The sequence below is a fragment of the Flavobacterium pokkalii genome (assembly GCF_014596575.1).
GTDB lineage: Bacteria > Bacteroidota > Bacteroidia > Flavobacteriales > Flavobacteriaceae > Flavobacterium > Flavobacterium pokkalii.
Genome location: NZ_NASZ01000012.1, coordinates 24,072 through 48,545 on the forward strand (window position 1 = coordinate 24,072; position 24,474 = coordinate 48,545).

Annotated in this window: 25 protein-coding genes; 19 read left to right on the forward strand and 6 right to left on the reverse strand. The window is 35.2% G+C overall.

Features of this window, described 5'->3' with window-relative positions; translation table 11 throughout:
* Entirely contained in the window at positions 1-312 is a 312-nt protein-coding gene (locus B6A10_RS08950; RefSeq protein WP_055090099.1) for a rhodanese-like domain-containing protein, read from the reverse strand.
* A gap of 323 nt (positions 313-635) precedes the next feature.
* Here B6A10_RS08950 and B6A10_RS08955 point away from each other — a divergent pair, with 323 nt between their 5' ends.
* Together B6A10_RS08955 and B6A10_RS08960 are read left to right on the forward strand one after the other, a co-directional pair.
* The gene (locus B6A10_RS08955; protein WP_055090097.1) at positions 636-1,271 is read left to right on the forward strand and encodes a Crp/Fnr family transcriptional regulator; all 636 of its coding nucleotides are present in this window, start codon (positions 636-638) and stop codon (positions 1,269-1,271) included.
* A 72-nt stretch (positions 1,272-1,343) separates the two neighbouring features.
* Positions 1,344-2,129 (forward strand): sulfite exporter TauE/SafE family protein, encoded by a 786-nt coding sequence (locus B6A10_RS08960; protein ID WP_188220616.1) that lies wholly within the window; start codon positions 1,344-1,346, stop codon positions 2,127-2,129.
* A gap of 97 nt (positions 2,130-2,226) precedes the next feature.
* On the opposite strand, the gene cydB is transcribed toward B6A10_RS08960, so the two are convergent.
* Positions 2,227-3,303 (reverse strand): cytochrome d ubiquinol oxidase subunit II, encoded by a 1,077-nt coding sequence (gene cydB, locus B6A10_RS08965; protein ID WP_188220617.1) that lies wholly within the window; start codon positions 3,301-3,303, stop codon positions 2,227-2,229.
* Positions 3,304-3,306: 3 nt separating this feature from the next.
* Positions 3,307-4,638 carry a cytochrome ubiquinol oxidase subunit I gene (locus B6A10_RS08970; RefSeq protein ID WP_188220618.1) on the reverse strand — a complete coding sequence of 444 codons (1,332 nt, stop codon included), beginning with the start codon at positions 4,636-4,638 and terminating at the stop codon, positions 3,307-3,309.
* A 186-nt stretch (positions 4,639-4,824) separates the two neighbouring features.
* Here B6A10_RS08970 and B6A10_RS08975 point away from each other — a divergent pair, with 186 nt between their 5' ends.
* The 13 genes from B6A10_RS08975 to B6A10_RS09030 all read left to right on the forward strand — a co-directional run bounded on the left by B6A10_RS08975 (position 4,825) and on the right by B6A10_RS09030 (position 14,827).
* A complete protein-coding gene (locus B6A10_RS08975) occupies positions 4,825-6,243 on the forward strand; it encodes an MBL fold metallo-hydrolase (RefSeq protein WP_188220619.1) in 1,419 nt (472 codons plus the stop codon).
* A 79-nt stretch (positions 6,244-6,322) separates the two neighbouring features.
* Positions 6,323-6,535 carry a YgaP family membrane protein gene (locus B6A10_RS08980; protein WP_055090087.1) on the forward strand — a complete coding sequence of 71 codons (213 nt, stop codon included), beginning with the start codon at positions 6,323-6,325 and terminating at the stop codon, positions 6,533-6,535.
* A 1-nt stretch (position 6,536) separates the two neighbouring features.
* Positions 6,537-7,379: a methyltransferase domain-containing protein gene (locus tag B6A10_RS08985; RefSeq protein WP_188220620.1), complete on the forward strand. Its 843-nt coding sequence runs from the start codon at positions 6,537-6,539 to the stop codon at positions 7,377-7,379.
* A complete protein-coding gene (locus B6A10_RS08990) occupies positions 7,376-7,582 on the forward strand; it encodes a hypothetical protein (RefSeq protein WP_188220621.1) in 207 nt (68 codons plus the stop codon). The genes B6A10_RS08985 and B6A10_RS08990 overlap by 4 nt, the downstream gene beginning before the upstream one ends.
* A complete protein-coding gene (gene trxA / locus B6A10_RS08995) occupies positions 7,572-7,874 on the forward strand; it encodes a thioredoxin (RefSeq protein WP_026714507.1) in 303 nt (100 codons plus the stop codon). The genes B6A10_RS08990 and trxA overlap by 11 nt, the downstream gene beginning before the upstream one ends.
* Positions 7,874-8,035 carry a DUF6132 family protein gene (locus B6A10_RS16345; protein WP_238929385.1) on the forward strand — a complete coding sequence of 54 codons (162 nt, stop codon included), beginning with the start codon at positions 7,874-7,876 and terminating at the stop codon, positions 8,033-8,035. The genes trxA and B6A10_RS16345 overlap by 1 nt, the downstream gene beginning before the upstream one ends.
* Before the next feature lie 98 nt (positions 8,036-8,133).
* Positions 8,134-8,727 carry a TetR/AcrR family transcriptional regulator gene (locus B6A10_RS09000; protein WP_188220622.1) on the forward strand — a complete coding sequence of 198 codons (594 nt, stop codon included), beginning with the start codon at positions 8,134-8,136 and terminating at the stop codon, positions 8,725-8,727.
* On the forward strand, positions 8,724-9,980 hold the full coding sequence (locus tag B6A10_RS09005; protein ID WP_188220623.1) for a TolC family protein: 1,257 nt from the start codon (positions 8,724-8,726) through the stop codon (positions 9,978-9,980). Before B6A10_RS09000 ends, B6A10_RS09005 begins: the two co-directional genes overlap by 4 nt.
* 10 nt (positions 9,981-9,990) lie before the next feature.
* Positions 9,991-10,866 (forward strand): HlyD family secretion protein, encoded by an 876-nt coding sequence (locus B6A10_RS09010; protein WP_188220624.1) that lies wholly within the window; start codon positions 9,991-9,993, stop codon positions 10,864-10,866.
* Positions 10,867-10,926: 60 nt separating this feature from the next.
* Positions 10,927-11,838 (forward strand): ABC transporter ATP-binding protein, encoded by a 912-nt coding sequence (locus B6A10_RS09015; RefSeq protein ID WP_188220625.1) that lies wholly within the window; start codon positions 10,927-10,929, stop codon positions 11,836-11,838.
* Positions 11,839-11,841: 3 nt separating this feature from the next.
* Positions 11,842-12,576, forward strand: coding sequence for an ABC transporter ATP-binding protein (locus B6A10_RS09020; RefSeq protein ID WP_188220626.1), 735 nt, complete (start codon positions 11,842-11,844; stop codon positions 12,574-12,576).
* 2 nt (positions 12,577-12,578) lie between these two features.
* Positions 12,579-13,685, forward strand: coding sequence for an ABC transporter permease (locus tag B6A10_RS09025; protein WP_188220627.1), 1,107 nt, complete (start codon positions 12,579-12,581; stop codon positions 13,683-13,685).
* 17 nt (positions 13,686-13,702) lie between these two features.
* Positions 13,703-14,827, forward strand: a complete 1,125-nt coding sequence (locus tag B6A10_RS09030) for an ABC transporter permease (protein ID WP_188220628.1) — start codon at positions 13,703-13,705, stop codon at positions 14,825-14,827.
* Here B6A10_RS09030 and B6A10_RS09035 read toward each other — a convergent pair.
* The gene (locus B6A10_RS09035) at positions 14,824-18,192 is read right to left on the reverse strand and encodes a PAS domain S-box protein (RefSeq protein WP_188220629.1); all 3,369 of its coding nucleotides are present in this window, start codon (positions 18,190-18,192) and stop codon (positions 14,824-14,826) included. The two genes, B6A10_RS09030 and B6A10_RS09035, sit on opposite strands and share 4 nt — an antisense overlap.
* A 367-nt stretch (positions 18,193-18,559) precedes the next feature.
* Here B6A10_RS09035 and B6A10_RS09040 point away from each other — a divergent pair, with 367 nt between their 5' ends.
* The 4 genes from B6A10_RS09040 to B6A10_RS09055 all read left to right on the forward strand — a co-directional run bounded on the left by B6A10_RS09040 (position 18,560) and on the right by B6A10_RS09055 (position 22,625).
* Entirely contained in the window at positions 18,560-19,135 is a 576-nt protein-coding gene (locus B6A10_RS09040) for a Crp/Fnr family transcriptional regulator (protein WP_188220630.1), read from the forward strand.
* Positions 19,136-19,202: 67 nt separating this feature from the next.
* Positions 19,203-19,637 (forward strand): carboxymuconolactone decarboxylase family protein, encoded by a 435-nt coding sequence (locus B6A10_RS09045; RefSeq protein ID WP_188220631.1) that lies wholly within the window; start codon positions 19,203-19,205, stop codon positions 19,635-19,637.
* A gap of 177 nt (positions 19,638-19,814) precedes the next feature.
* Positions 19,815-21,179 carry a glycoside hydrolase family 28 protein gene (locus B6A10_RS09050; RefSeq protein WP_188220632.1) on the forward strand — a complete coding sequence of 455 codons (1,365 nt, stop codon included), beginning with the start codon at positions 19,815-19,817 and terminating at the stop codon, positions 21,177-21,179.
* 81 nt (positions 21,180-21,260) lie between these two features.
* Complete coding sequence (locus tag B6A10_RS09055) at positions 21,261-22,625, forward strand: family 43 glycosylhydrolase (RefSeq protein WP_238929386.1); 1,365 nt, start codon at positions 21,261-21,263, stop codon at positions 22,623-22,625.
* Between the two features lie 78 nt (positions 22,626-22,703).
* Here the strand turns inward: B6A10_RS09055 and B6A10_RS09060 are convergent, their stop codons facing one another.
* The gene (locus tag B6A10_RS09060; protein WP_188220634.1) at positions 22,704-23,747 is read right to left on the reverse strand and encodes an RluA family pseudouridine synthase; all 1,044 of its coding nucleotides are present in this window, start codon (positions 23,745-23,747) and stop codon (positions 22,704-22,706) included.
* Complete coding sequence (locus B6A10_RS09065; protein ID WP_026714495.1) at positions 23,737-24,354, reverse strand: PASTA domain-containing protein; 618 nt, start codon at positions 24,352-24,354, stop codon at positions 23,737-23,739. Before B6A10_RS09065 ends, B6A10_RS09060 begins: the two co-directional genes overlap by 11 nt.
* Positions 24,355-24,474: the final 120 nt, after the last annotated feature.

Sequence of the window (24,474 nt, forward strand, 5' to 3'; positions counted from 1 at the left end):
TTAAGGAGCCACTACCTCACCGTCCCAGTCTAACATACCCCCCAGTAAGTTATAGGCATTTTCAATTCCTAATTCATTCATAATTTCACAAGCCTTAGCACTTCTGGCTCCCGAACGACAATAGACATAGTAATTTTTACTTTTATCTAATTGTTCAATTTCTGAAATAAATTCCTGTCCTTTATGAATATCAATATTGATGGCGTTAGGAATAATTCCTTCATCACATTCGTCCTCTGTTCTTACGTCTAAAATTACTGCGTTGTCATCTTGTTCAAGTTGCTCAACCCATTCTTCTTGTGTTAAATTCATAATACTGTTGTGTTTTTTGTAAAATTACGATGTTTTTGCAAAAAAAAGCCCTCTCTAATTTGATTTAGCGAATAATTTAAAGAAAACGTTTTAGTGAGATTGTAATCATCAACAAAACTTAAAATCCCCTACTATTTTGTTAAAAATTACCTCAATATTATCATCATAAATAAAATATCTGTAATCCGACTTCTCCAAATCAATCCTCAAATTCTTAACAAAAGCAACAATAACTATCTCTTTTTTTAATTACTTTTACCAAAGTCTTATTATTTTATCAAAAAAATAATATTTTAACAAGATATAGCCTTTTAAAAAACACCATGTCAGAAACAACGATCTCCTTAAAAAAAAATTTCCCAAATTTCTCTAATGATCTCATTGAGGAAATTGAAGCCCATTGCAGTTTTCAAACCTTCAAATCGGGAGATATTGTTATGCGCACCGGGCAATACATTAAAAACACCATTTTAATCTTAAAAGGACAATTAAAAATATATCGTGAAGGCGATGATGGTGAAGAATTTTTACTCTATTATCTTGAACCCGGACAGGCCTGTGCGATTTCTTTAATTTGTTCTTCAAAAAATCAAACCAGCCAGATAACCGCTAAAGTAGTTGAAGATGTCGAAGCTGTAACTATTCCGTTGACTTTAATGGATAAATGGATGATGAACCACCGCAGCTGGTACGAATTTGTGATTTATACTTACCGAACAAGATTTGAAGAAGTATTAGAAGTAGTCGATAATATTGCTTTCAGAGCTATGGACGAGCGTTTGGAATTTTATTTAAAACGTCATGCTAAAGCCTGTGGTTGCAAAGAAATAAACTTATCGCATCAGGAAATTGCCTTAGAACTCAACACCTCCAGAGAAGTTATTTCCCGTTTACTAAAAAAGATGGAACAACGAGGTCTGGTTCGCTTACACCGCAACCAAATTGAACTCATGATATAAAAAAATAGTCCATGTGACAAATGTTACTGTAGCTACCCGAAATACTTCCAACCTTTGTAAAAAATTTAAAACATGGAATATATCGGTTACTTAGCATCAATTGTCATTGGAATTTCTTTAGGTTTAATAGGCGGCGGAGGTTCCATCCTTACCATTCCTATTTTGGTTTACCTCTTTAAAGTCGATCCGGAACTGGCAACCAGTTATTCTTTGTTTATTGTGGGTACAACTGCGCTTTACGGCGGTTACAGCCATTACAAACTGGGAAATTTAAAACTAAAAACGGCGCTTTATTTTGCTATTCCTTCCATTTTTGCTATTTTAATCATCCGGGAAGTAATTTTTCCCAAAATTGCCAATACGCTTTTCACCATAGCTTCTTATGCGGTTTCAAAAAATCTACTGATCATGATTGTTTTTGCAATTCTGATGATTAGTGCATCAATTTCGATGATAAAAAAGAATAAAACCGAAGAAGCTATCTATAAAACCAATTTTACCCAACTTGCCATTATCGGTTTTCTGGTTGGAATTGTAACCGGATTTCTGGGTGCCGGAGGCGGATTCCTAATTATTCCGGCTTTATTGTTTTTTGCTAATTTACCAATGAAACAAGCCGTAGGAACTTCGTTATTAATTATTTTTATCAACTCGGCTATAGGCTTTGCCGGCGATTTATACCTGAACACTCCTATTGATTACAAACTTTTACTTAGCATTTCGGCAATGGCTTTCTTCGGAATGTTTCTGGGGGTTTTACTTTCTAAAAAAATAGACGGCAACAAACTAAAACCTATTTTTGGATGGTTTGTATTGGTAATGGGAATTTATATCATCATTAAAGAAGTACTGCTTTAACAATAAAACTTTTTATACACAAACCCTAATAATTGCAAAAAGAGCCAACTTTACTTTTGTTAAATTGGCTCTTTTTTATATTTATTCTTTCAGCAAATTAATGTTCTCCGTAACCTACCTCATCCATTTTACCTTTGAAAACTTTGTATTGAATGGTAAAATAACCAACAACCAAAAGTAAAGCTACCGCAAACCAATACACGCCCACTGACAAAGCATAATCTCCATTGGCTACATTATAGATCGTCAAAGAAGGATTCACCTTATTAGTTGAAGGCAAAACTTCCGGAAAAATAGAAGCCGTAGTCGAAGTAAATCCGCCAACCAAAAAAAGACTGGAAAACAAAAATCCGGTTCCGTCATTTTTAAAAGTTTTCACTTTAAAAAGCCCAAACAAGCCCACAAAAGTGATTAATGGAAAAATAAAAAGTATTGGATTTTCCAAAAAGTTATGAAATGGTTCTTTCTCTATAATATGCCAAACAGATAACGAAACAATTACCAACACCAACAACACAAAATTCAACTTATAAACCAAGGCTTTTAATTGATTATTCAAAGACGAATTGGTTTTAAAAATAATCCAATTAGCACCATGAATCATCAAAGCCACCACGCTTACCACACCAAGGAAAAGGGTAAACCAATCGATAATCCCCAGTTCATTGGCTACCGGACTAAAAGTGGGATTCCACAGTGGCAGGAAGAAAAAATGCGGCTCCTGAGTTGAAACGCCATTAACAACCATTCCTAAATTTACCCCGCGAACTACATTACCTAATGCCATTCCGAAAAACAAGGCCAACAATAAACTCGCAATTCCAAATGCTTTGTCCCAAACCGCTTCCCACATTCTGTTATGGATTTGTCCACGCAACTCTAACCCGACTGCTCTAAAAATAAGCAACCACAAAATCATCATCAAAGGAAGATAAAAACCACTAAAAGAGGCGGCATACAAAGTTGGAAATGCATAAAACAACACTCCTCCTCCGGCAATCAACCACACCTCATTGGCATCCCAAAATGGGCCAATCGCATTGGTAATTGCTTTTTTGTCTTTTTCTGTTTTGGCAAAAAACAAATGAATGATTCCCGCACCAAAATCGTAACCATCCAACACTAAATAAGTTGCCAAAATGCCTATTAACACTATATACCAAAAGAATTCCATACTTTATTTTTTTACCGGTTCAGGACCGTGATAAATAATTTTTCCAACTAAAATTGCAAACAACATTCCCAACAAAGCATACAAACCAACAAATCCCATCAGCGTAAATAAGGTATTTCCAGATGAAACCGTTGGCGAAGCCCCGTCAGCAGTTCGTAATAAATCATATACTAACCAAGGTTGCCTTCCTAACTCAGCGGTGTACCAACCGGTAGTATTAGCAATATAAGGGAATGGCATTAAAAACAGAAAAGACCACAACAACCATTTGGTTTGAAACAATTGTTTTCGTGTCAATTGAAAAGCAGCTAATACCATTACCCCAATAAAAAGTGTTCCTAAACCTACCATAATGTGATACGCATAATACAATCCTGAAATATTCGTTGGATGCCTGTCTTCTGCAAACTGATCTAAACCTTTTACTTCGGTATCCCAGTTTCCGTAAGTTAAAAAACTCAACACATTAGGAACCGCAATCTTATTATCCAGTTTTTTGTCTTTGACGTCCGGTTGCCCAATAAGAACAATTTCAGCACCTTTTTTCTCCGTATGAAAAATTCCTTCCATCGCTGCAAAAGTCACCGGCTGGTGTTTTACCACATTTTTAGCCAACAAATCGCCTGTTGGCATCGCCACAATAACACTCGAAATCAATCCAAAAACAACTCCGGTTTTCAAAAACAATTTCCCGTAAGACACATTTTTATTCCACAAAATATAAAACGCCCCAATTCCGGCTACCACAAAAGAACTTGTAACCAGTGAAGCCGCCTGATTGTGCAAATACGAAGGCCACAACCACACATTAGTAAACAAATCCTGGAAATTATTCAGCACAAATTTTCCGTTTTCCAAGACTTCATAACCTACAGGATTTTGCATCCAGGAATGCGTCGCAATAATCAAAAATCCGCTGGCCCAGGAACCTAAACAAATCAATAATCCGGTTACAAAATGCCAACGATGTCCCAGTATTTTTTCTCCAAATAAAAACATTCCTAAAAAAGACGATTCCAGAAAAAAGGAAAACATTCCTTCCATGGCTAAAGTTTGCCCTATAATTCCTCCAGTAAGTTCGGAAAATTTAGCCCAATTGGTTCCAAATTGAAATTCCATCGGAATTCCTGTTACTACTCCCATCGCAAAATTGAGCGCAAATATTCGCATCCAAAAATGAGTAGCTTTGTTGTAATGCGGATCATTGGTTTTGAGAAATTTCCATTTGAAATAAACAACAATCAACGAAAGTCCCATTGTCAATTGTGGAAACAAATAATGAAAGGTGATGGTAAATGCAAATTGCATTCGGTCATAAAAGAGCATTTCTTCCATACGAAGTTTTTTTGATAGCACAAATTTAACTCAAATGCCTTGAAAAGCCTTATTGAGAAAGACTTTTTAATTTACTTTTTGATTTTTTGACAAAATATACAATTAATCCCCATAATGTAACTTTAGTCACTTCCTGCGCTTTTACTATGCTTTATCTTTGTTACATCAAATTAAAAAAATCATTTTATGAAAATAGAACAAATATATACCGGATGTTTAGCACAAGGTGCTTACTATATTACTTCTAATGGCGAAGCTGCTATTATTGACCCACTGCGTGAAGTACAACCTTATTTAGACCGTTTGAAACGTGATAAAGTAAAACTAAAATACATTTTCGAAACCCACTTCCACGCTGATTTCGTTTCAGGACATGTGGATTTGAGTAAAGCAACCGAAGCTCCAATTGTTTACGGACCGACAGCTCAACCGGAATTTGACGCCATCATTGCCACTGACGGACAGGAATTCAAAATTGGAAATGTAACGATTAAAGTTTTACACACTCCGGGACACACCATGGAAAGTGCTACTTTTTTATTACTTGACAAAAACGGCAAAGAACATGCTATCTTCTCGGGAGATACTTTGTTTATTGGCGATGTAGGACGTCCGGATTTGGCACAAAAAGCAGCTCACATGACACAGGAACAATTAGCGGCTACTTTATATCATTCGTTAAGAGATAAAATCATGACTTTGCCGGATGACGTTATTGTATATCCTGCTCATGGTGCCGGAAGTGCCTGCGGAAAAAACATGAGTAAAGAAACTGTTTCGACTATTGGAAATCAAAAAGCTACTAATTACGCTTTAAGAGCCAATATGACAGAAGCTGAATTCATCAAAGAAGTAACCGATGGATTATTGCCTCCTCCGGCTTATTTTGGGATGAACGTTGCCATGAACAAACAAGGTTATGAGAGTTTTGAAAAAGTGCTAAATCAAGGAATGGTTGGAATTCCTGCTGCTGACTTTGAAGCCGTTGCTGACGAAAGCGGTGCCTTGATTTTAGATACCCGAAAAAATGGTGTTTTTGCCAAAGGATTTATTCCGCAATCCATCAACATCGGAATCGAAGGTGATTTTGCTCCGTGGGTGGGCGCTTTAATTGCCGATGTACGACAACCAATTATTTTGGTTACCGAAATTGATCAGGAAGAAGAAGCTGTTACCCGATTAAGTCGCGTAGGTTTTGATAATATTTTGGGACATTTAGAAGGCGGATTTGAAGCCTGGAAAAATGCCGGAAAAGAAATCGATAGCATTCATCGTATTACCGCTGAAGCATTTGCCAAAGAAATAAAAATTGGCGAAAGCAAAATTGTTGATGTTCGTAAAGAAAGTGAATATGCTGCCGAACATATCGAAGAAGCATATTCAAAGCCACTAGCCTACATAAACGATTGGATTAAAGACATCAATCCGCAGGAAGCTTTCTATATTCATTGTGCAGGTGGATACCGCAGCATGATTGCAGCATCAATTCTTCAGGCAAGAGGTTTTAGAAACTTTACCGAAGTAGAAGGCGGTTTTAATGCTATTGCAAAAACGACTGTTCCTAAAACGGATTTTGTGTGTCAAAGCAAAACTTTAAAATTATAACTACTTGATTTTAAACAGATTTATCCGTAAATTTATATAATAATACGATTGCATTAATAACCCTTAAATTGTAGAAATCATGAAACATAATATGGGAAAAACAGACAAGACAATCCGTGTGATTATCGCTATTACATTTGCGACATTATATTTTACGAATGTTGTTACAGGAAATTTAGGTATCTTCTTCTTAGCAATGGCAGCAATCCTGTTAATTACTGTTTCTATCAATTTTTGCCCAATGTATACTCCTTGGGGAATTAATACAAACAAAAAGAAAATAAGTCATTAAAATGATTGCAAATAAAGAACAATGCTGCACCGTAAGCTGCGAAAGCCCGCTGGATCAAAACTACTGGGACGCACAATACAAGTCCAAAGCCACCGGATGGGATTTAGGTGAAATTGCACCTCCCATCAAAAATTTTATTGATTCTTTAGAAAATAAAAACAGCCGCATCCTGATTCCGGGATGCGGAAATACCTATGAGGCCATATACCTATTAGCTAAAGGTTTTACCAATATTACCATTATTGATATTGCACCAACATTAGTTGCGCTGTTACAGGAAAAATTTGCCAATAATGCAAATATAAAAATTATTCTGGGAGACTTTTTTGAACACAAAGGTGAATACGATGTTATTATTGAACAAACTTTCTTTTGTGCGCTACCTCCTTTTATGCGTCAAAAATATGTTTGGAAAATGCACCAACTTTTAGCTCGTAACGGAATTTTAGCTGGCTTACTTTTTAATCGTGATTTTGATGTGAATCCCCCTTTTGGTGGTAACCAAAAAGAATACGAAATGCTTTTTAAAGCTGGATTTCATTTTGAAAAATTAGAAGTAGCTCTGGATTCGGCGGCACCAAGAAAAGACACAGAATTGTTTTTTGAATTCCAAAAAAATAATGCGGTTACGGTACAACTTTATACCTTTGAAGGGATTACCTGTAGCGGTTGTATGGAAAATGTTTTGTATAAAATAGCAGCTCTTTCCGGAGTTCTAAATGTAAGTATGAGTACCAATTTCGAAGAAATTCTAATCGTTAGCCAAGAGGAAATTCCTTTACAGCAACTTCAAAAAATAGTTTCTCATGATGAAAAATATAAAATCCAACCTATAAAAGCATGAAACAATTATTATTTTCCAACTGGCACATTATGCGTATCATTCGCCTGCTATTCGGATTATTTTCCTTACAACAGGCTTTTCAATACCGCGAAATTCTTTTTGGAGTAATGGCTGCCTTTTTTCTGTTTCAGGCTATTTTTAATACAGGTTGCAGCTTAAACGAATGTTCAATTCCTAAAAACAAAACCAACAATGAACAATAATTTTAACGAACTCATACAATCTGAAAAACCAATTTTGGTTGACTTTTTTGCTACCTGGTGTGGTCCCTGCAAAATGTTAAGTCCTATTTTAAAAGATGTAAAAGACCAACTGGGAGATCAAATTTCGATTATAAAAATTGATGTGGACAAAAACCAGCAAATTGCAGCTCAATATCAGGTTCGCGGCGTTCCAACAATGATTTTGTTCCAAAAAGGACAACAATTGTGGAGACAATCGGGAGTATTAGATAAAAGCACCATTGTAAATACCATTTTATCAAAAAAAATATAATGAACAAAAAAACATTCATAGTAACCCTCATCGGAGTACTTATTGGTGCTGTCGCAGGCTACTTGTATTATAAATATGTAGGCTGCATCACGGGGACTTGCGTCATTACTTCCAGACCTTTGAACGCTACTCTTTACGGCGCTTTAATTGGCGGATTATAAAGCAGTTCATTCATTAAAAAAGAGAAAAAGTAATTTCGATTACTTTTTTTTCTACCTTTGTTAACCAAATGGTTAAACCAAATAGTTAAAAAGCAAAAATGACAACTGAAGAAAAAATATTTAATGCTGCCCGAATTGTTTTTCAAAAGAAAGGTTTTGCCGGTGCCCGCATGCAGGAAATTGCAGATGAAGCCGGCATTAACAAAGCCATGCTGCATTATTGTTTTAAAAACAAACAACAATTGTTTCAGGCGGTTTTTATGAAAGCTTTTAGCCAACTCGCACCGCAAATCAATACTATTTTTAATTCGGAAAAGACAGTTTTTGAAAAAATCCACCAGTTTACTCAGGAATACATTGACTTTGTAATTCAAAATCCTTTTTTGCCCCAATTTATCATTCAGGAAATGAACAACAATCCGGAGTTTGTAATGTCGATTTTAAATCACGAAAACCGACCTCATCCTGCTGTTTTAATTACTCAAATTGAACAGGAAATTCAGCAGGGAATTATCAAACCACTCGATCCAAAACAATTATTGTTAAATATTTTTTCGATGACTGTTTTCCCATTTGCAGCACAAACCATGGTTAAGGGTATTCTTCGCATCAATGATTCTGAGTTTAACCAAATGATGGAAGAACGTAAAACGATTATTGCACAAGACATTATAAATTCGATAAAAAAATGAGAACCATCAAAATCTTATTGCTATTCTTATTTCCGTTCTTAGCGTTAGCTCAGCAACAATTATCTCTGGAAGATTGCTACAAACTGGCAGATAAAAACTATCCTTTGGCGAAACAAAATGATTTATTGGCAAGAAAATCGCAACTGGAAATCCAAAATATGGACAAAGACTATCTTCCAAAAATTGATTTGAATGCTCAGGCTACTTATCAATCGGAGGTAACTCAGGTTCCCATAAAAATTCCGAATGCAACAATCAATCCACTGAATAAAGATCAATATCGCGCCACACTGGATGTAAACCAGATTATCTACAACGGCGGATTGCATGAGATGAATACCAAAATGAAAGAAACTCAAAACAAGTTGCAACAACAACAAGTTGCCGTTTCTTTGTACCAATTGAAATTAAAAATTAACCAACTGTATTTCTCCGTTTTTCTGTTACAGGAACAAAAAGAAATTCTGCTGGCAAAACAAAAACAATTACAGTCAAAAATTAACGAGGTAAAATCCGGAGTAAAATTTGGTGCGCTCCTTCCCTCTTATCAAAAAATGTTGGAAGCTGAAAATTTAAAAATCCAACAGCAACTTAGCGAAATCAAATTTGATAAAAATAAAGCTTTAGAAAGTCTTGCGCTTTTAACCAATACAACTTTTGAAGAAAATATCATTTTAAACAAACCTGTTTTAAACCGGAATTTAAACCTGTCCAACAACCGACCTGAACTAAAACTATACGAGATTCAAAACGAACAAATGGATATTTCAAAAGAAGTCATTTCCAAAAATAATCTTCCTAAACTCAAAGCTTTTGGCCAGGCTGGTTATGGAAATCCGGGACTGAATATGCTGGACAATTCATTTCAAACTTTTTACATCGTAGGATTAAAAGCCAATTGGAATGTTTTTGACTGGAACAAATCGAAAACAGAAAAGGAAATACTTACAGTTTCAAAAGACATGATTGCGACCGAAAAAGAAAACTTTTTGCTAAACAATCAGCTACAATCCCAGGAGTTGGAAAAAGAAATTCAAAAATTGGAAACCATCAGCGCACAGGATAATGAAATTATTGAATTAAGAAATTCTGTTTTAAAAGCTACCGAAGCGCAGCTAAAATACGGGGCCATCACACTTTCGGATTACATTGTGGAATTTACCCATTTTTACGAAGCACAAACCAATCAAAAATTACACAAAATCCAATTGCTTTTGGCTATCGCCAATTACAATATCATTCAGGGAAACTAAAGAAAATAACATGAAAAATATAGCAACACTTATTATCTTAATCGGATTCATTTCCTGCAACAAAGACAACGAAAAAGCCGATGGTTACGGCAATTTTGAAGCTACAGAAATTACTATTTCGGCAGAAGCCAATGGAAAATTACTTTCTTTTAATGTCGAAGAAGGAAATCAACTGGAAGCGAATACTCCCATTGGTTTAATTGACACTACCCAACTCTATTTGAGCAAAATGCAATTAATTGCATCGCAAAAAACCATTGCTTCTAAATCTGAAAATGTCTTATCGCAAAACAATGTATTGCAGGAACAGTTAAAAACCGCTTTAATTGAACAAAAAAGAATTCAAAATATGTTTGCCGAAGCGGCTGCCACGCAGCGTCAATTGGACGAAGTCAATGGGAAAGTCAATGTTTTGAAACAACAAATGAACAGCACCAAAACACAAAACGCTCCAATTGACAATGAAGCCAAATCGATTGCTGTTCAAATTAAAAAAATTGAGGATCAAATTGAAAAATCAAAGATTATCAATCCTGTCAAAGGAACCGTTTTAGCCAAATATGCCGAGCCAAACGAAATTACCGCTTTTGGAAAACCATTGTACAAAATTGCCGATATTTCCGAAATGACTTTGCGTGTTTATGTAAGCGAAACCCAATTGCCACAGCTAAAAATTGGGCAAAAAGTGACGGTTAAAATCGATACCGAAAACGAAATGAAAAATTACGAAGGAACGGTTTCCTGGATATCATCTTCAGCTGAATTCACTCCAAAAATTATCCAAACTAAAGAAGAACGTGTTAATTTGGTTTATGCCGTAAAAATTACCGTAAAAAACGATGGAGCCTTGAAAATTGGTATGCCGGCTGAAATGTGGATTCACTAAGTTGATAGTTTGTGGTTTATCGTTTTAGTTTGTTATTGCCATTTTAATTGTTATTGAAAAATGAGTATTCAGGTCGAAAATATTTCAAAATCTTACCAAAAAACTTTGGCGGTTTCCGATATTTCTTTTGAAGTAAAGGAAGGGGAATTATTTGGACTCATTGGACCTGACGGAGCCGGAAAAACAACGCTTTTCAGAATTTTAACAACCGTTTTACTTGCCGACACCGGAAATGCAAGTGTTGCAGGATATGATGTGGTAAAAGATTATAAAGAAATCCGAAAAAACATTGGTTACATGCCCGGCAAATTCTCCCTGTATCAGGATTTAACCATTACCGAAAACCTCAACTTTTTCGCGACTATTTTCGGAACAACACTCGAAGAAAACTACGATTTAATCAAAGAAATCTACATTCAGATTGAACCTTTCAAAGACCGGAGAGCAGGCGCCCTTTCAGGCGGAATGAAACAAAAACTGGCTTTATGTTGTGCTTTGATTCATAAACCAAAAGTTTTATTTCTGGACGAACCCACTACCGGAGTGGATCCGGTTTCCAGGAAAGAATTCTGGGAAATGCTGAAACGCCTGCAAAAAAAAGGAATCACCATTCTGGTTTCGACACCTTACATGGACGAAGCTGCTTTATGCGACCGGATTGCGCTTATTCAAAAAGGACAAATTTTAAAAATTGACAGTCCGCAAAACATTGTTTCCCATTACGACAAAACAATATACAAGGTCAGAACCAAAAACACACATCAGTTGATTTTGGATTTAAAAAAATACCCAAGTCATTACAGTGCTTTTGCCTTTGGCGAACATGTACATTATATTGACCAAAACAGCGATTTTAATCCAACTGAATTAGAAAAATATCTCAAAGAACAGCTTCACAGCGAAATTGATATTGCTGTTGCCAAAACCAGCATCGAAGATGTTTTTATGGATTTTACTATGCTAAATCAATAAATTGTGAATCAGGAAAAAATCATATCGGTACAAAACCTCAGCAAGCAGTTTGGTCATTTTACGGCTGTAAACAACATTTCTTTTGATGTTTACAAAGGCGAAATTTTTGGTTTTTTGGGTGCCAATGGCGCCGGTAAAACCACCGCAATAAAAATGCTTATCGGGATTTCCAAACCTACTTCGGGCGAATCTTTAGTGGCTGGTTTTGATGTGAAACACAATGCCGAAATGGTCAAAAAAAACATTGGCTACATGAGTCAGAAATTCTCCATGTATGACGATTTAACCATCAAAGAAAATATTACTTTTTTTGGAGGCATTTATGGTTTGAGTCGGAATAAAATCAAAGAAAAAACCGCTCAGTTAGTTAGCGAATTGGGACTTGAAAACGAAATAAACAAACTTGTGGGAGCGCTTCCACTGGGCTGGAAACAAAAACTTTCTTTCTCGGTGGCATTGTTGCACGAACCCAAAATAGTTTTTCTCGACGAACCCACCGGCGGCGTAGATCCTATTACGCGAAGACAATTCTGGGAAATGATTTATGCACAGGCCGATAAAGGAACTACCATTTTTGTGACCACACATTATATGGACGAAGCCGAATATTGCGATCGCGTTTCGATAATGGTGGAAGGCAAAATCGAAGCTTTAGATACTCCCAAAAATTTAAAACAACAATATAACGTAACTTCTATGAACGAAGTTTTTTTGCAATTGGCACGAAATATCGAATAATTATGAAAAGATTTTTGGGTTTTATACAAAAAGAATTTTACCATATTTTCAGAGATAAACGCTCGATGTTTATTCTTTTTGGAATGCCTATTGCTCAAATTATGCTCTTTGGTTTTGCCATTACCAATGAAATCAACAATGTAAAAATTGCCATTTTAGACAAATCAAAAGACAAAGAAACCGAGAAAATCATCAACAAAATAAGTGCTTCCAAATATTTCCATATCGAACAACAAATAAGCAGCGAAAACCAAATCAAAGCTATTTTTGAAAAAGGAAAAATCAAAGCCGTACTACTTTTTGAAAATCATTTTATCAAAAATCTGCACGCGCAAAAACAGGCAAAAGTTCAAATTATTACCGATGCCACCGACCCGAATACCGCCAATACCATTACGAATTACATTAATGCTATTTTGCAAAATCACATTCAGGGAAACAATAAAATCAAAACCGAAAATTACCAAATTGACACACAAACCCAACTGTATTACAATCCGGAACTCAAAGGCGTTTTTACCTTTGTTCCAGGCGTAATGACAGTTATTTTGATGCTGGTTTCGGCTATGATGACTTCTATTTCCATCACCAGAGAAAAAGAACTCGGTACGATGGAAGTTTTACTCGTGTCGCCATTAAATCCGTTACAGGTAATTTTAGGTAAAGTATTTCCGTATATTTTTCTCTCCATCATCAATGCTACTGTCATTGTTATTTTGGGCGTTTTTGTTTTTGGAATGCCGATTCAGGGTAGTGTTTTTTTGTTAGCTTTTGAAAGTATTTTATTTATCATCACGGCTTTGTCACTTGGAATTCTCATTTCTACCGTTGCCCAATCGCAACAAACCGCCATGATGCTATCGCTAATGGGACTCATGTTGCCTATTATTATCTTGTCGGGATTTATTTTCCCCATTTCGAGCATGCCATTGCCATTGCAAATTATCAGTAATATTATCCCTGCCAAATGGTTTATCATTATTATTAAAGCCATTATGCTTAAAGGCGCGGGTATTGCAATTATTTGGAAAGAAACTTTAATTCTGATTGGAATGACTTTGTTTTTTATTCTTTTGAGTATCAAAAACTATAAAATCAGATTGGAATAATTTTAAGACTGACGATTTTGAAAACAATATTATTCATCATACAAAAAGAATTCAGACAGATTTTCAGGAACAAAACCATGTTGCCAATCCTTTTTGTCATGCCTTTTATGCAACTCCTTATTTTATCCAGTGCGGCTAGTTTTGAGGTCAAAAACATTCGGTTTTCATACATTGACAACGATCGTTCTACAGCTTCCAGAGAATTAATTTCAAAATTTCAGGCATCGGATTATTTCATTGGCTTTGAAAATTTCTCTTCGAAAAAAGAAGCGAATCTGCAAATGCAAAAAGGAAAAACCGATGTGATTTTGGAAATTCCGAATCATTTTGAGCGTAATCTTTTAAAAGATACAAAGACAAATTTATCCATCAGCATCAACGCGATTGACGGAGCCGCCGCCGGTGTTGAAAATGTATATATTTCGCAAATTATCAATAGCTTTAATCAAAAAATACGAAGTGAGCTTTTTCAATATCAAGATGCAAACTTTGTTCCTTCGGAAAATATTATCAGCATTCCTTCCTTTTGGTACAACAATACGCTGAACTATAAAACCCTGATGGTTCCGGGAATTTTGGTTTTACTGGTAACAATGATTACTTTATTTCTTTCTTCGATGAATATTGTTCGGGAAAAAGAAATCGGCACTTTGGAACAAATTAATGTTACTCCAATTCAAAAACACCAATTCATCATTGGTAAATTATTTCCGTTTTGGATATTGGGTTTACTAATCTTGACTATTGGTTTAGCTATTGCTAAAATTGTTTTCGATATTCCTATTTTGGGCAATGTAGGACTAATTTATTTCTTTACTTCTGTTTATTTGTTGGTGGTACTTGGCATTGGCTTGTTTATTTCTAATTACACTGAAACCCAACAACAGGCCATGTTTATTGCCTGGTTTTTCATGGTTATTTTCATCCTGATGAGTGGTTTATTTACCCCTATTGAAAGTATGCCGGACTGGGCTCAAAAAATCACCTTATTTAATCCAATACGTTATTTTGTTGAAATCATCCGAATGGTAATGCTTAAAGGAGCCCGGCTTTCGGATATTACCGAGCCCTTTTGTATCATTGCATTTTATGCGGTTGTAATTAATTTTTTAGCGATATGGAGTTACAAAAAAACCAATTAATCGGTAAGCCATTTTATCATAATCGACTCTAAATCATCAACACTAATCGGCTTAGTGATATAATCATTCATCCCGGATTTTAAGCATTCTTCTTTTTCTTCGACAAAAATTCCCGCGGTTAAAGCTATAATTGGAGTCAAACTTCCCTGTTCTATTTTTCGAATTTCATAAGTCGCTTCAAAACCATTTTTGTTCGGCATTTGAATGTCCATCAAAATAATATCCGGCTGTTCTTTTTTATACTGCACCACGGCTTCATCTCCGTCGGTGGCTTCAACAATGAGACTATCCGGAATTATTTTTTTTACCAAAGTTTTGGCTAACAACATATTGATGGCATTATCTTCTACAATCAGTACTTTTTTAGCTCCTAAACTATTTTTCATCACTGCTTTTTCATTCATTTTTAATGGAGAAAGATGTTGGTTTTGAGATTTCTTCAAATCAATTGCAAAATAAAATTTACTCCCCTGACCGTAAGTACTTTCTAATTCTAATTTGGAGTCCATCAATGCCAAAAGCTTATTGGAAATGGCTAATCCGAGCCCGGTTCCTCCAAACTGACGACTCGTAGAGGTATCTTCCTGAACAAATGAATGAAATATTTTTATCTGATTTTGCTCTTTAATTCCTATTCCGGTATCTTTTACCGAAAAAGTAAGAGACACAAAATCTTCTTCAGACGAAGAAACCGCCTGAACATTTAACTCTACTTTTCCTCTTTGAGTAAACTTAATCGCGTTTCCTACCAAATTGATAATAATTTGTTTCAGTCGCAACGGATCGGCAAAAAGGAATTGTGGCACATTAGTATCGATATGCAATTCTAAACCAATTTGCTTTTGACTTGCCTGGTATTTAAACAGAGAAATCACCTGATTGATTAAGGCAAAAAGATCAATCTCCTCAATTTTCAAATCTAATTTTCCGGCTTCAATTTTGGAAAAATCCAAAATATCATTTACAATATCCATCAGTGTTGCCGCTGATTCATTAATAGTACGGGTATATTCCTCCTGTTTTCTATCTAATTGAGACTCCATCAACAACGACGTAAAACCGATAATCCCATTTAAAGGTGTTCTGATTTCATGACTCATATTGGCCAGAAATTCGGTTTTAGATTTATTAGCAGTTTCGGCAATTTCCTTCGATTTTTGAATTTCAAGATTCATTTCTTTTTGCTCAGAAACATCAATAAAACTAATCACTACTTCCTGAATATTTCCCTGATTGTCCAGCATCGGAAATCCACTGACCAAAACCCAAACAACCGTTTCATCTGATTTTCTTTCAATACCTAAAGGAAAATTCTTAAGTGGTTTTTTAGTCTGAATAATTTGATTTACAGGATAATCCTCTTTTTTCATAGGAGTAAAATCCTCATTAACAAAATTCCATTTCAAGCTGTCTGATTTACTCGAAATCAATTTTTCCGCGCTATAACCTAACAATTTAGCCGATTGGCTATTGCACATCATAATAGTTCCTGCTGCATCATGAACCACAATTCCGGCTTCCAGATTATCGAGTAATCCGCGGTATCTTTCTTTATTTCTATGTAAATCTTCTTCGGTTTTCTTTTGTTCGGTAATATTTCTGGAAATTACAATAAAATGACTTTCGAAAGCTTGTCCTTCTTTCATTGGGGCAATTGATAATTCAAACCAATGTTCTTCTCCATCGGGAAAAATCAAACTGTATTGCTTTCCTCTTGAAATTCCTTTATTATTAGCTTCTTTTAATGCCAAAAGACAAACCGATGCTGCTTCGGGAGGTAAAACTTCCACTAAATTTTTCCCTATAAATACCGAAGGCGGCACTAATAACAAATCATTATCCGACGAATGATAATTAAAAATTTTCCCTGACAAATCAATCTCAAACATCATATCTGGAATGGCTTCAATAATGGCCTCCATCTTTTTATTGGTTTGAACAAATTTGTCTTCGGCCCGTTTTCTTTCGGTAATATCAGTAATGGTTCCCACAAACCCAACAATTTGATTCTCAGAATTGGTTTCAGGAGTTGCCTGACCAATTACCCAAACCACACTGCCATCCTCTTTAACAAAACGGTATTCCAAGATAGATCGAATTCTTTTATTGATTACTTTTCCCCATTCTTCATAAAATTTCACGCGATCATCCGGATGAATTGCAAAATACCAGCCATTCCCCAGAGACTCATTAAAATCAAGCCCTACAATTTCAGTCCAACGCTGATTAACATAGGTTGTTGCTCCGGTTAAATCGGTTCTGAAAATCCCCACCGGAGAGACTTCCGTTAAGGTATGAAATCTTTTTTCACTATCGGCAACGGCTTCTTCTGCCTGTTTTCTTCGCGCTTCTTTTTCGAATAATTCCAACGCAAAAGTCACATCGGCGGTTGCTTTTTTCAATAAACCGATTTCTTCTTCATCAAAATAATTTTTCTCGGCGGCATAAATCACAAAAACACCTACTGTTATATCAAATTTCTTAATGGGAATAGCCATCAACGACTGAAAACCTCTTTTTAAAGCTTCCGCTCTCCAGGGTTCCATAATCGGATCGTCGGCAATAGCATTACAAATGTAATAACGTTGCTGCCGCAGTGCTGTTGCTGCCGGTCCTCTTCCTCCTTTTTGATCCAGTTGTAAACTAACTGTCCTTAAAATATTCAAATAACCATTGTCTTCCCCGGCAAAACTTACCGGACTGACTGAATTAGTAGTAAAATCTATAGTCCCAATCCAGGCCATTTTGAATTTACCTTCAACAACCGCAGCGGAACAAACTTCGCTAAAAAGCTGATTTTGATTTTGAGAACGAACAATAATCTGATTAATTCTGCTTATAAAAAGATACAAGCGTTTAGCACGCTTCATTTTTTGTTCGGCCTGTATTCGTGAAGTAATATCGGTAATCATACCATGAATACTGATACTTCCATCTTTATTTATAGCCGGAACAGCATTGATTTCATGCCAAACACAGCCTTTTTCGGGATGAAAATAGCGGTATTCTAATTGTACCGGTGTCAAACTATTTAGTGTATGACGAAGATTATTTACAAGAGTCAAACGATCATCTGAATGAATATGATCCAAAATCTCAGTAGTATCTTTCAATTCTTTTAAATTCAAGCCAAAAATAGCATCATCCTGATTATTAATGTAAGGAAAATAAAAATCGCCTTTAGCATTAATAGTCAGAGAATAAATTAAAACGGAAGAAGTTTGAGTAGTGTTTCTTATTTCATTTAAAAAATCATTTTTGGTATCTAAATCTTTTTGTAATACTTCTATTTGTTGCTCCTGTTCTTTTATCTTAGTGACTAAATCCCGATAATCGAGATTTGATTCATCCTTATACTCACTCATAAGCCCCAATTTTTATGATATTAAATATACCGAATTTCTTTCAAATATTTTATACTAATTTTAACAAAAATAAGCCCTTAAATCAGGATGCTTTTTATGAATACTGTTGCTAATTTGTTCATACTCTAAATAATCTTCAAATTAGCCAAAATTAAAAAAACTCAATTTTACACTTCTTTAATCGATACAATAATACAAATTAATAACAACAGCGCTTATTTATTAAAACAAATGTAAAAAAAACAACTTTAACTTTTCAACTATCGAGTATTCGTTAACAATTAGAATACACATCAAAAACAGCTTTCCTATCTTTGTGATTGAAGCAAACATCTTTTAAATTTAACACTAAAAAACTGAATTTATCATGCATGAAGTTTTAAAAAAACATATCTGTAAATTCACTTTAATCAGCGATGAAGATTTCAATGCAATGAAGCATTATTTCAAAATAATTAAAGTGAATAAAAAAGAGAATCTGCTTTTGGAAGGCAACATCTGTAAACAACATTTTTTTGTATCAAAAGGTTGCTTGAGAAAATTTTTCATCAATGATAAAGGAGTCGAACAAACCACCGAATTTGCTATTGAAAATTGGTGGATTACAGATAATATAGCTTTCGAACACGGATTAGCTACTTCGTTTTACATCCAAGCCGTAGAAAACTCGGAAATTTTGGTTTTAGACCGTAATGCTCAGGAAAAATTACTCGAACAATTCCCTAAAATGGAACGTTATTTCAGATTTATCTATCAACGCGCTTATGCTGCTTCGCAAATGAGAATAAAATATTTATATGACTTTACGAAAGAAGAATTTTACGAGCATCTTTGTAAAAATCACCCCGAATTTGTCCAGCGTATCCCTCAATATCTGATAGCTTCATTCCTCGGTTTTTCACCGGAATATTTAAGCGAAATCAGAAAAAAGAAGCGTTCTTAAACCAGTTTAAGTTTTTACTGTTTCTTAATGCTGAACTTTGCTTTGTTCAAAATATAAAACAACAATTATGCGAGTAAACATTAACGAAACAGAACCACAAGCTTTCAAAGCAATGTATGCTTTAGAAGGTTATTTAGCTACAACACAATTGTCTAAAATCCAGAAAGAACTCATTAAAATTCGTACTTCTCAAATCAATGGATGCGCTTTTTGTATAGACATGCACACTAAAGACGCGCTTAAATACGGAGAAACCACCCAACGCATTTTTCTTTTAAACGCCTGGCGTGAAACCCAGTTATTCACAGAAGAAGAAAAAGTAATTCTGGCTATTACAGAAGAAATCACCTTAATTACTAACAAAGGTTTATCTGAAGAAACCTATGCAAAAGCGGAACAATTTTTCGATCAAAAGCAAATTGCTCAAATTATCATGGCGGTGATTACCATCAATGCCTGGAACAGAATTGCCATCAGTACGCATTTAGAACCCGCTTCTTAAATTAAATTACAAACCCAAAAAACACCCTGCTTAGAATAATTTAGGCAGGGTGTCTGGTTTTATAACAGGATACTTTTAGAAAAATGCTTTTATATTTTTGTGTTTTTCCACAAAAAACGGAATTAGAATTGAACAGCAACCATTTTATTCACAGCATAATTAACCTAAAACTCCCGGATGAAAAATTTTTTTATTTACAGTACCTTAATACTTTGTCTTTTTTCTTTTAAAACTGATTCTTCTAAAGTAGCAATTAAGCGAATAAAAGTAAAAGCACCCTTTGGCACCACTAAAATTAACATGCCGGATTTTAGCAAATGCCCCAATTTTATTATCTCCGATTTTGGAGCCCTAAAAGGTGATAAAATAAAAACAAGCCAAGCTATAGCTAAAGCCATCGACGAGGCTAATAAACAAGGCGGTGGAAATGTAATTATCCCCGAAGGTGAATGGCTTACCGGAAAAGTACATTTAAAAAGTAATGTCAATCTACACCTAAATAAAGGAGCTTTATTGCTTTTTTCTGAGGATCCAAATGATTATTTACCTGCTGTTCACACCACTTGGGAAGGAATGGAATGCTATAATTATTCGCCTTTGATTTATGCTTACCAATGTAAAAATGTTGCACTTACAGGTGAAGGAGAAATAAAAGCAAAAATGGATGTGTGGAAAAAATGGTTTTCCCGACCTAAAGAACACATGGAAAATTTAAAAAATTTATACATGATGGCTTCTTATTACAAACCCGTAGAAGAGCGCCAAATGGTAAACGGAACAGCCAATTTCCGTCCGCAATTTGTTCAGTTTAATCGTTGCGAAAACATTTTGATGGAAAACATTACCATTACCAATAGTCCTTTTTGGACGGTTCATCCCTATCTTTCAAAAAATATTGTGATAAGAGGAATCAAAGTCTATGCCCATGGTCACAACAACGACGGAATTGACCCCGAAATGTCACAAAATGTACTGATTGAAAACTGTATTTTGGATCAAGGCGATGATGCAATTTCGATTAAATCAGGACGAAATCAGGATGCCTGGCGTTTAAAAACACCCTCAAAAAACATTATTATCCGAAATCTGACTGTAAAAAACGGACATCAATTGGTAGCCCTTGGAAGTGAATTATCCGGTGGAATAGAAAATGTTTTTGTTGAAAAATGTAATGTAATTGACGGAGCCAAACTCAATCATCTTTTGTTTATCAAAACTAATGAACGCCGCGGCGGATATGTGAACAATATCTATATTCAAAATGTTACTTCGGGTAAAATTGACTTAGGAATCCTAGGAATCGAAACCGATGTATTGTACCAATGGAGAGATTTAGTTCCAACTATTGAGCGCAAATTAACACCAATAGCTAATGTTTATCTGAAAAATGTAAAAGCAAAAGACGTAAAATTTATTTCTCGAATTTTGGGCGAAAAAGAATTACCTATTCGTAACATTTCGCTAAAAAATGTAACTGCCGAAAAAGTAGAAGGAAAAGAAAAATTCATTCAAGAAAATGTTTTGAATTTTACAGTAAAATAATTTCTTAATTCAATTTATCTGATGCTTTTAAAAGACGATAAAAAGATGTTCTTCACAATATCTTTTTTAATTATTTCAATTTTGGCGTGGGGCCAAAAAAACAAAATAGACGCCATTTATTCCGGAATTCCCTGGTTTGACCAAAATGGAAATACGGTGAGTGCTCATGGTGCAGGAATCACAAAAGAGAATAACAGATATTATCTTTTTGGAGAATATAAAAGCGATGATGTAATTGACTTTACTGGTTTTAGCTGTTATTCCTCTGAAGATTTATACAATTGGAAATTTGAAAAAATAGCACTTCCGGTTCAGAAATCTGGGAAATTGGGTTCCCATCGTATTGGCGAAAGACCAAAAGTCTTGAAATGCCCTAAAACCGGCGAGTTTATCATGTATATGCATACTGACGATTTGAAATACAAAGACCAATGTGTAGGCTATGCAACTTCAAAAACAATTAATGGAGAATATACTTTTCAAGGACCAATTTTGTTTAATGGTGAACCTATAAAAAAATGGGACATGGGTGTTTTTCAGGATGAGGACGGAAGCGGATACATCATTACACATTCTGGAAATCTATATAAACTAAGTGATGATTATAAAAGTGTCACTAAACAGCTTGTAAAAGATATGACTTCTCATTGTGAAGCGCCAGTAATATTTAAAAAAGACAATATTTACTTTTGGATGGGTTCAGGACTAACGTCTTGGGAACGTAACGATAATTATTATTTTACAGCAACATCCTTAAAAGGACCTTGGGAATCACATGGCAATTTTGCCCCAAAAGACTCCTTAACTTGGAATTCTCAATCTACTTTTGTCTTGCCAATTGTAGGCAGCAAAGACAGCTCTTATTTATTTGCAGGAGACCGTTGGGCTTTTCCACATCAAAAATCGGCAGCCACTTATGTTTGGCAACCCCTTATGGTTTCCGGGAAAACAATTAGGCTACCTGATTACAAACAAAAATGGCAAATCAATCTTGTAACCGGACAATGGTCGGAATCAAAATTAAAAGGAAAAATTATCCCTAATTCTGATAACAAAAAAATTCACTATTCCGGACTTTGGAAAACACAAAACTCTTCAAATGATTCCTTTTCAGACAAATCTTCTGATGAAAAAGGCGCTACTTTTTCAATTGATTTCAAAGGAATACAAATTGGTTTGTTCGGAGTCGCACGTCCAAATGGTGGCTATGCACAAATTGAAATTGAAGACGAAACAGGGAAAACCATTCATTCTCAAATGATTGAAATGTATTGCAAATACCCGGAATCTTCTTTAAAATATTTAAGTCCTATATTAAAAAAAGGAAACTATAAATTTATAGTAACCGTTTTAGGCAAACACGGTAATTGGTACAAAAAAGATGGAACGGAATTTGGAAGTAGCGGAAACTATATTTCCGTGGATAAAATAATCATCCGGAAATAATTTACACCAAATCAAATCACAAAAATCCCGTTTTGAAATTTCAAAACGGGATTTTTAGTTCTTTATAAACGAAGAAAATTACTCCTCTTCTTCAGCTTGATGAGACTTCGAATAATTGCGCCATTTTTCGATACATTCCTTAAAATCATCCGGAAGTTCCGTATCAAAACGCATCATTTCACCGGTGTTTGGGTGCACAAAACCAAGTGTTTTAGCATGCAAAGCCTGTCTTGGCAAAGCTTTAAAACAATTATCTATAAACTGCTTGTATTTGGTAAAAGTAGTCCCTTTTAGAATCAAATGTCCTCCGTAACGCTCATCATTAAACAAAGGGTGTCCGATGTGTTTCATGTGGGCTCTAATTTGGTGTGTTCTTCCTGTTTCCAATATACAAGAAACTAAAGTTACATAACCAAAACGCTCCAAAACCTTATAATGGGTTATCGCTGGTTTTCCAATCTCGGGATCGTCAAAAACTGCCATTTGCATTCGGTCTTTCAAATGACGGGCCAAATTTCCTTCAATCGTTCCACTGTCTTCTTTGACATTTCCCCAAACTAGGGCTACGTATTCTCTTTCAGTAGTTTTGGCTTCAAATTGTTTGGCCAAATGGGTCATAGCCGCCTCAGTTTTAGCAATAACCAACAAGCCCGAAGTATCCTTATCAATTCGATGAACCAATCCAGGACGCTCACTGCTGTTCATAGGTAAATTTTCAAAATGAAAAGCCAAGGCATTTACCAAAGTCCCTGTGTAATTTCCATGCCCAGGATGCACCACCAACCCTGGTTCTTTATTGATTAAAAGCAATGCTTCGTCTTCATAAACAATATTCAACGGAATATCCTCTGGCAACACATGGTTTTCAAAAGGTGGATGTGTCAACATTATAGTAATAATATCAAAAGGCTTGACCTTATAATTGGATTTTACCTGCACATTATTGACATATATATTCCCTTCGGTAGCCGCATTTTGTATTTTATTTCGGGTAGCATTAGGAATCAATCCCATCAAATATTTGTCAATTCTTAAAAAGGCCTGCCCTTTAGGAACTTCAAACTTATAATGTTCAAATAATTCGTCTTCCTCTAATTCAATCGACTCAATATTATTGTTCATTCGGCAATTCTTCTGTTGGGTTGGCAATCGTATCGGTTACAATATCTTCTTCATAACTCGCTTTTCCGTCTCCTAAAACTAAATCAATTTTAGAGGATTTCAAAACACGGTCGCCCGGTTTTATATTTCTTCCTTTGTAACGCATTTCCAAAACCATATCTTTTCCAAGATTTGGAATATACGTAATTGTTCCTTCTTCCAGTCCTAAAGCTCTTAAAGTGGGTACTGCTTCACGATACGTTTTCTCAATCAAATCAGGCACTTTCACCGATGAAAAACCGGAACTGTTAATTTTAATATATACTTTACGGCCTTCTTTTACTTTTTCGCCCGGTAAAGGATCCTGCTGTACCACACTAAATTTTGGATAATCACTTCGGTAATCTACGCTGTCCAACAAAACATAGTCTAAGTCCAATTCGTCCAATTTCTCTTCCACTTGTTCTTCGGTTAATTTTCTTAAATCCGGAACCGTAATTTCATGTCCGTGATCGGTGGTAAAAGTCAACCAATGCATAAAAAGATAACCTAAAACGGCAATAATTAAAGCGGCCAAAAAGACTTGTGTAAAAAAAACGCGACTTGTTAAGTATTTACGTAAACTCATAGAATAATTTTTATAGGTGTCAAAGATAAAGCTATTTCGTTTCAAAAAAAATGATAATTTTGTTTTATGCGCCTTAACCTCAGCCATAGCCAAGATTAGGAGCTTTCCCGATAGCTATCG

Coding starts and splice junctions, on each gene's coding strand:
- B6A10_RS09025 (WP_188220627.1), top strand. CDS start 12,579: ATGAAAAGATTTTTGGGTTTTATACAAAAAGAATTTTACCATATTTTC.
- B6A10_RS09040 (WP_188220630.1), top strand. CDS start 18,560: ATGCATGAAGTTTTAAAAAAACATATCTGTAAATTCACTTTAATCAGC.
- B6A10_RS09060 (WP_188220634.1), bottom strand. CDS start 23,747: ATGAACAATAATATTGAGTCGATTGAATTAGAGGAAGACGAATTATTT.
- B6A10_RS09035 (WP_188220629.1), bottom strand. CDS start 18,192: ATGAGTGAGTATAAGGATGAATCAAATCTCGATTATCGGGATTTAGTC.
- B6A10_RS08950 (WP_055090099.1), bottom strand. CDS start 312: ATGAATTTAACACAAGAAGAATGGGTTGAGCAACTTGAACAAGATGAC.
- B6A10_RS08975 (WP_188220619.1), top strand. CDS start 4,825: ATGAAAATAGAACAAATATATACCGGATGTTTAGCACAAGGTGCTTAC.
- B6A10_RS08960 (WP_188220616.1), top strand. CDS start 1,344: ATGGAATATATCGGTTACTTAGCATCAATTGTCATTGGAATTTCTTTA.
- B6A10_RS08990 (WP_188220621.1), top strand. CDS start 7,376: ATGAAACAATTATTATTTTCCAACTGGCACATTATGCGTATCATTCGC.
- B6A10_RS08980 (WP_055090087.1), top strand. CDS start 6,323: ATGAAACATAATATGGGAAAAACAGACAAGACAATCCGTGTGATTATC.
- B6A10_RS08985 (WP_188220620.1), top strand. CDS start 6,537: ATGATTGCAAATAAAGAACAATGCTGCACCGTAAGCTGCGAAAGCCCG.
- B6A10_RS09015 (WP_188220625.1), top strand. CDS start 10,927: ATGAGTATTCAGGTCGAAAATATTTCAAAATCTTACCAAAAAACTTTG.
- B6A10_RS08955 (WP_055090097.1), top strand. CDS start 636: ATGTCAGAAACAACGATCTCCTTAAAAAAAAATTTCCCAAATTTCTCT.
- trxA (WP_026714507.1), top strand. CDS start 7,572: ATGAACAATAATTTTAACGAACTCATACAATCTGAAAAACCAATTTTG.
- B6A10_RS09010 (WP_188220624.1), top strand. CDS start 9,991: ATGAAAAATATAGCAACACTTATTATCTTAATCGGATTCATTTCCTGC.
- cydB (WP_188220617.1), bottom strand. CDS start 3,303: ATGGAATTCTTTTGGTATATAGTGTTAATAGGCATTTTGGCAACTTAT.
- B6A10_RS09065 (WP_026714495.1), bottom strand. CDS start 24,354: ATGAGTTTACGTAAATACTTAACAAGTCGCGTTTTTTTTACACAAGTC.
- B6A10_RS09005 (WP_188220623.1), top strand. CDS start 8,724: ATGAGAACCATCAAAATCTTATTGCTATTCTTATTTCCGTTCTTAGCG.
- B6A10_RS08970 (WP_188220618.1), bottom strand. CDS start 4,638: ATGGAAGAAATGCTCTTTTATGACCGAATGCAATTTGCATTTACCATC.
- B6A10_RS09045 (WP_188220631.1), top strand. CDS start 19,203: ATGCGAGTAAACATTAACGAAACAGAACCACAAGCTTTCAAAGCAATG.
- B6A10_RS09000 (WP_188220622.1), top strand. CDS start 8,134: ATGACAACTGAAGAAAAAATATTTAATGCTGCCCGAATTGTTTTTCAA.
- B6A10_RS16345 (WP_238929385.1), top strand. CDS start 7,874: ATGAACAAAAAAACATTCATAGTAACCCTCATCGGAGTACTTATTGGT.
- B6A10_RS09050 (WP_188220632.1), top strand. CDS start 19,815: ATGAAAAATTTTTTTATTTACAGTACCTTAATACTTTGTCTTTTTTCT.